The sequence below is a fragment of the Pseudomonas sp. RIT778 genome, assembly GCF_019718735.1.
Lineage (GTDB): Bacteria > Pseudomonadota > Gammaproteobacteria > Pseudomonadales > Pseudomonadaceae > Aquipseudomonas > Aquipseudomonas aphyarum.
The window spans coordinates 94,462-100,880 of the sequence record NZ_JAIHBA010000033.1 but is presented as its reverse complement, the minus strand read 5'-3'; the positions used below and the strand labels follow the sequence as shown (position 1 = coordinate 100,880).

9 protein-coding genes are annotated in these 6,419 nt (G+C 57.4%); 5 read left to right on the top strand and 4 right to left on the bottom strand.

All coding sequences use genetic code 11. From position 1 onward, the window contains the following. The 4 genes from K5E37_RS22770 to yfcF form a co-directional block, all read left to right on the top strand. Window positions 1–318 (top strand): DUF6124 family protein (locus tag K5E37_RS22770; protein WP_221535227.1); only part of this gene is annotated, 318 nt, incomplete at its 5' end. 284 nt (window positions 319–602) lie between these two features. Further along, the gene (locus K5E37_RS22765; protein ID WP_221535226.1) at window positions 603–1,250 is read left to right on the top strand and encodes an SMI1/KNR4 family protein; all 648 of its coding nucleotides are present in this window, start codon (window positions 603–605) and stop codon (window positions 1,248–1,250) included. 83 nt (window positions 1,251–1,333) lie between these two features. Then, the gene (locus tag K5E37_RS22760; RefSeq protein WP_409348071.1) at window positions 1,334–1,810 is read left to right on the top strand and encodes a c-type cytochrome; all 477 of its coding nucleotides are present in this window, start codon (window positions 1,334–1,336) and stop codon (window positions 1,808–1,810) included. A gap of 159 nt (window positions 1,811–1,969) precedes the next feature. After that, window positions 1,970–2,602, top strand: coding sequence for a glutathione transferase (gene yfcF / locus K5E37_RS22755; RefSeq protein WP_221535224.1), 633 nt, complete (start codon window positions 1,970–1,972; stop codon window positions 2,600–2,602). 89 nt (window positions 2,603–2,691) lie between these two features. Here the strand turns inward: yfcF and K5E37_RS22750 are convergent, their stop codons facing one another. After that, on the bottom strand, window positions 2,692–3,147 hold the full coding sequence (locus K5E37_RS22750) for a GNAT family N-acetyltransferase (protein ID WP_221535223.1): 456 nt from the start codon (window positions 3,145–3,147) through the stop codon (window positions 2,692–2,694). Window positions 3,148–3,257: 110 nt separating this feature from the next. After that, window positions 3,258–3,914: an O-methyltransferase gene (locus K5E37_RS22745; protein ID WP_221535222.1), complete on the bottom strand. Its 657-nt coding sequence runs from the start codon at window positions 3,912–3,914 to the stop codon at window positions 3,258–3,260. Window positions 3,915–4,026: 112 nt separating this feature from the next. Here K5E37_RS22745 and K5E37_RS22740 point away from each other — a divergent pair, with 112 nt between their 5' ends. Then, the gene (locus K5E37_RS22740; RefSeq protein ID WP_221535221.1) at window positions 4,027–4,659 is read left to right on the top strand and encodes a TetR family transcriptional regulator; all 633 of its coding nucleotides are present in this window, start codon (window positions 4,027–4,029) and stop codon (window positions 4,657–4,659) included. Window positions 4,660–4,868: 209 nt separating this feature from the next. On the opposite strand, the gene K5E37_RS22735 is transcribed toward K5E37_RS22740, so the two are convergent. Continuing rightward, a complete protein-coding gene (locus tag K5E37_RS22735; RefSeq protein ID WP_221535220.1) occupies window positions 4,869–5,765 on the bottom strand; it encodes a pirin family protein in 897 nt (298 codons plus the stop codon). A gap of 85 nt (window positions 5,766–5,850) precedes the next feature. Then, entirely contained in the window at window positions 5,851–6,288 is a 438-nt protein-coding gene (locus K5E37_RS22730; protein ID WP_221535219.1) for a DoxX family protein, read from the bottom strand. Window positions 6,289–6,419: the final 131 nt, after the last annotated feature.

The window sequence follows — 6,419 nt, the reverse complement described above, 5'->3', positions numbered from 1 at the left end:
TCCCCCTACGAATCCCCAAACTCCAAAAAACTCCACGACGCCGCCGAGCGCGCGCTGGATCACTATCTCTTCCCCGCCGCCGGGATCATGTCTTCCTTGAACGAGCCCGAGCGGATGTACCTGGCCAATCCGAAGTACAACACCGAATGTTTGCTGGCCAACGCCAGCGAAAACCTCGGGTCGGCCAGTGAGATGCTCAGCAATTTCGCGGCAACGCTCGATCCGTCGCATCGCAAGACGGCGATCGGTATTGCGCAGGTGGTGATGATCGCCGAGCTGGCGGTGAATCAGGCGCTGGATCACGTCGAGGTCGCGTAACTCGTCGATGGCTGTAGTAGCCGTTTGTGGCGGCTTCTACAACGCGATTTGTTGAGCCTCCCGCTGCTGCAGGAAAAAGCGCGGCTCAAGAGGTAATGGAATGCAAAACAGCCCGGGTCGACACCCTTCGTAGTTAACGAGGGTGTCGGCCCGGGCTGTTTGCGTTCAAGTGAAAGGATGGCCGAATCGATTGCCGTAAGCCGCTCTGGCTCAAGCTTCAACGCACCTTCCACAAAACCTCAAGCTACGTTAGCGTGCAGGCTTTTCATGCTGGGAAAGCGTTAATGAAAGCAGTGACGGAACGACTCGAAAAATGGTTGGAAGCCAACATCCCTGAAACACTTGAGGATCTGGCGCCGGGATGTTCGGACGCTGCAATCGCCGAGTTCGAAAGCCTTGTGGGCAAGCCTTTTCCGGAGAGCTTGAAGGCACTCTACAAGTGGCGTGACGGACAACGCGGCGCTGCGAATTCAGGTCCCTTCTATGGTCTTGAATTTCTGTCGCTGGCAAAAGCCAGGGACAATTGGGAATCCTGGAAAAGCATTATCGATGGATGGTCGTCCGAAGAAATGACCGAGGCGAGTGCCTTCTGCACGTCAGGAACTCCCGATGCTGTCCAGAAGCTGTACGCCAGCAAATACTGGATTCCCTTCGCCTACGACTACGGTGGTAACCATCTCGGCGTCGATCTGGACCCGGGAGCGCGTGGCACCGTGGGTCAGGTCATCAACTTTGGCAGTGACGAAGACGACAAATACGTCGTGGCCACTTCCGTTGCCGCGTTTATGGAGTGGCTGGTCGATCAACTCGAAAGCGGTAACTTCATGATCGAGGAGGAAGATGATGGCTCGCGAAGCTTGAACACCAGGACGCCTGAGATGTTTCATTTTCTGGACGCGGTTCCCGTTCTGTTCGGGGCGCAATCTGCTTAACGTGTAAGTGGGGCCTGATTGATTTCCGTGTAATGAATCAGGTCCCATTTCTACGGTATCGACGTGCATTCATGGAGGAAACAGTGCGGATTTACATCTCAGGAACGTCGTGTGCGGGCGTGTCCCCCCGGAGTCAAAATTTCGCGATTCAGCTCGGTGTCCAACAGGGACGCCTGAAAACCAAAACACTACTCATCGCCTTGCTAGGGTTCTTCGCACTCCCCCAAACAGCCATATCCCTCGCGGATACTGCCAATGGAAAAGCCCTCTATTCACAGCGATGCGCCGTATGCCACGGAGCCGACATCAAGGGCACCGGGCCGTTGGCCAGGAAAAGCAATCCGCCTACCCCTGACCTGACGACGGCCGCCTTCAAGAAGCGACTGAGTGATTACCCGGGCGTGATCGTGTCCTCGGTAATACTCCGCCCCAACGGGGACTTGATTCCAAAGACCCTGCGAGAGAATGGCGTGAAGATCCCGCCGCACGCCTGGAGCGTTAACGACTTTCGCGACTTGCACCAATATATGAGCGGTGTGATTTCACATACGAACAGATAAAAATGGGGACAGATCTATTTATCCGGTGGTGAAAAAATAGATCCGTCCCCATTCCTGTGGTACTGCATTCCTGACAGGAATGCCCCCATAAAAAACATGAATTTTATTTAAAGCGTCGAATCTTTTAGCGTCGTCCACTCAGCATATGGAGATGACGCTATGAATGACTCAAGCCTGCGCCTTTACGTCGATACTCAATTCACCAGTCCCTACGCAATGTCCTGCTTTGTCGCCCTTCGAGAAAAGGGGATCGAGTTCGAAATGAGTACCTTGGACCTGGACAAACTGGAGAACCAGGCGAGCGATTACGCCCGTCTTTCACTGACTCAAAGAGTGCCCACCCTCGTGCATGGCGACTTTGCGTTGTCGGAGTCATCGGCGATCACGGAATACCTGGAAGATGTGTTCCCCCAGACACCTGTTTACCCACGACACCCACAGAAGCGCGCCGCGGCGAGGCAAGTTCAGGCGTGGCTGCGCAGTGATTTGCTCCCGATCCGACAGGAGCGCTCTACCCTCGTCGTGTTCTATGGTCAGAAATTCGGACCGCTGTCAGCGTCGGCTGAGGCTGCCAGGCAAAAGTTGATTGAGGTCGCTCAATGGCTGCTGACCGACAATCCGGACAACCTTTTTGGTGAATGGTCGATCGCCGATGTTGATCTCGCCTTGATGCTGAACCGATTGATACTCAACGGGGACACGGTGCCGGCTCAGCTGGAGGATTACGCTCAACGCCAATGGCAGCGTCCGACCGTACAAGAGTGGATCAAGCTGAAACGATCTCGAATTTAGGAAAAATGGGGACCGATCTACTAATCCCAAACGTGAAAATAGATCTGTCCCCATCAATTAGGCCTCGTGCCTCTCTGCACTCTGGGGCGCTACAGCTCCAATGCCTTCGTCATGATGACCGTGCGCTCCGCCCCGTGAAACTCGTCTCGTACCTTTTCAAACCCGAGCGAAGCATAGAAGCCTTCCGCAGTGATTGAAGAAGGCACATGCAGCCGTTTCAGATCTGCATTGATGGCAAGTGATTGAATCCTCTCCATGAGCCGTCTTCCGATACCCTTTCCTTGATGGCGCGGGTCGACAAACACACTTCGGACAATGTCGTGATCCAGACTCGCGGTTGCAACGATATGACTGCCGGCTGTAGCCACGAGGACTTGACGCTCAGTCAACAGATGAAGGATCGCCGGGGGAGAAAAGCTTTGCGCCACTTGCTCGATGATGTCGGCGGAGTAGTCCTTAACGTTCGACTCGCGCAAAGCACTGAGGATCGTTCGACTGATCGCTGGCGCATCTGCATTCGTAGCGTTTCGAATCAGGTAATCCATCAAGGGCCGCTCCTTGCGCGTCATCACTTGATCGTAGCGAAAAATGGGGACTGATCCATTAATCCGTGGAACAGTCTCCTTCTTTTTTGAAAGATGGACAGCAACGGCTGTCACCCCAACCGCATCGACACCTCAATATCATCTGCAAACGGCACGCTCACGTAACCATTCACCGGCGAGCGCACATGCGCCAGATATTCCGGGCAGTAATCGGTGTTATCCGCGACAACCAGCGCACGCGGTCGCAGGTGTTTCTCCACGAGTTTCAGCACGTCGCCATACAGCGCTTTAGCACCATCGAGCAGAAGTAAATCCACAGTCGATGGCAGGTCGCGAGCCAGGGTGACAAGCGCATCCCCTTCGCGAATTTCAATCAAATCACTCACCCCGCCCTCAACAAAATGATGCCGAGCCAGTTCAATCTTCGACGGTTCAAACTCGCTGCCAATCAGCACACCGCCACCGTTGTCCCGCAGCGCTGCCGCCAGGTGCAGGGTCGACAGGCCAAACGAGGTGCCGAATTCGACGATAGCTTTGGCGCGGGTGCTGCGCGCCAGCATGTACAGCAGTTTGCCGGTCTCGCGGGAGACGGGTAGCCACAGGTCTTTGAGCATGGCGTAGAGTTCGCGGTATTCGGTTTTGCTGTGCATCAGGCGTTCGCGTTCTTCGCCGGACACGTTGTTCAGCGCCGGGCTGGTGGCGGCGCTGGCCTGGGTGTAGAGGCGTTCGATCAGGGTCGCCAGCGGTTCGGTGGTCAGGGTTGTCATGATGGTTTTCCGTGGGTTGAGAGCTAATATGCGAATGATTCGTCGCATTTAAATGATGCGAGCGAACGGCCCAGTCCGCTATTCGCATTCCGCCCCGACGCCCGAGCTGCCCATGACCGATCGCCAGACCGCCCGTATTTCCTCACGCAAACTGCCGCAGCAGGCACGCTCCGCCGAGCTGGTGGCGGCGATTCTGCAGGCGGCTATTCAGGTTTTGGCCAAGGAAGGCGCGGCGCGTTTCACCACGGCGCGGGTTGCGGAGAAGGCTGGCGTGAGTGTCGGGTCGCTGTATCAGTACTTCCCGAACAAGGCGGCGATTCTGTTTCGCTTGCAGAGTGATGAGTGGTTGCAGACAACCGGAATGCTGCAGCGGATTCTGGAAAATCATGACGAGCCGCCGCTGGAACGCCTGCGCACGCTGGTGCATGCGTTCATTCGTTCGGAGTGCGAGGAGGCGCAGATGCGTGGCGCGTTGAGTGATGCGGCGCCGCTTTATCGTGATGCGCCGGAGGCCCATGAAGTGCGGGCGGCGGGCAAGCGAATTTTTGCGACGTTCATGGAGGAGTTGCTGCCCGGGGCCAGCGAAGCCGTGCGCACGCAGGCCTGCGATCTGATCCTGGCCACGCTCAGTTCGGTGGGGAAGGATTTTTCACTCACCTCGCGCACCGACGCGGAAATCACCGCCCGTGCCGAGGGGATGGCGGACATGTTCAGCGCTTACGTGGTGGCGCTCGACGCCCGCTGAAGCTGCTGATACGCCGTCACCACTCGCCGTCGGCCGCTCGACCACAGCGGTCAGACCGCAGTGGAATTGCAGGAACACCACGCAAAGGTCTTCTGTCAGGATGTCTTCAAGCCCCATGTGCGCCTCTTTCCCCATACCACACCTATCCCAAGGCCCACATTCGATCCAAACAGTGTCGAGAGATATGGGCGTTTCAAGCCGGATCCAGGTTATTTGAACACCGGCACAGCCGCCCCATCCGACTGCTGGAGATACTCACGCAACCGCCCACCGATTTCCGCAATCTTCGCCTCGCCCTCTCGCAGGGCTTGCGGATTGGTGTGTACGGAGTAATTCCCAAGCGCCAGTTCATAGGGATGAGGCTGCGCCGAGCCAATCACGAACACAGTGTCTTCGCGCAGGGCCTTCAGCGTCACGGCGCCGTTGCCGGGTTCGAAGACCGCCATTTCACCGGCGCTGACCAGATCCGGTGCCGCGAGCAATCCACGGCTGACGCTCAACCATAACGATTCGTGGCCTTCGGGTGGCGTGTAAGTCCAGGTCTCGCCGAGGCCCAGTGTGACCAACAGATAATTCATTCCCGCCGGCGCCCGAACCGGGCTCTGGACACCTTGGTACAGGCCGAGAATCACCCGCGCCGGCCCCACTTCGGGCATCGCGCCGGACTCCAGGTACTGGCTGTCTACACTGCCGTTTTCCAGTTCCGGCGGCAGCGCCACCCACAGTTGAAAACCCTGGATCCGCTGCGAAGTCCCGACCGACATTTCCTTGCCGTGCCAGACCCCGCCACCCGCGCGCATCCACTCGACGCCGCCGTAGTCGATCATGCCCTTGCCCGAATCGGCATCCTCGAAACGCAAGTTGCCTTCGGTAATCAGCGTGACCGTGGCGATCCCGGAATGCGGGTGCATGGGCATGCGGTTGATGAACGAGGCTTCACCTTCAAACAGATCGAGAAACACGAACGGCTTGATCAACTGGCCCATATCCGAAGGGCTCATCAACCGGACAATCGAGCCATGCCCGTTGCCGCTGGTGCGGTAGCGGATGGCGCGAAGGTTATCGGGTTCGCGGGTGTAGCCAGAGAGTTGTTGCTGGACGGTCATGATGATTACTCGGTTCTGTTGCGGGGGCGGTCAACAAACAGCCTGAAGCGCGGTGAAGGAAGCTGTCCGTCACCGCGCCCGAAGATCAACCGCGGCGAGCGTCGAGGCTGAAGCGGCCGGCGCCGAAGGCCACGACCTGCAACAGGCCTCCGGCCATCGCGATGTTCTTGAAGAAGTGGATGAACTGGTTCTGATCGGCCAGTACGCTGTGGAAGGCCAGCGCGGTGAACACGCTGAACAACGCCAGGACGGCAGCGACGGTGCGGGTGCGGTATCCGGCGATCAGTGCCAGGCCACCACCGATTTCGACAATGATCGCCAACGCCAGCGCCACGTGTGGAAGCGGCAGCCCGACCGAGCCGATGTAGCCGATCATCATCGCCGGCGCGGCCAGTTTGGAAAAACCGGAGAGGATGAAAATCACGCTGAGCAATACACGACCGATCAGCGCGGCCGAAGCCTGTTTCGCGTCGGAACGGTTTTGGTGAGCGGTGGAGGTAGCGAGGTTTGCAGAAGACGTCATCAGGGCATTTCCTTCAATGAGGGTGCGATTCGACCTGAATCGCCCGGGTGAAGAAATGTTGCGCTCGGCCTGCTCATCTGAATAGCCGACTAATTTAGATCATTAGTGTCGATAAAATAGATAAGCTGCTT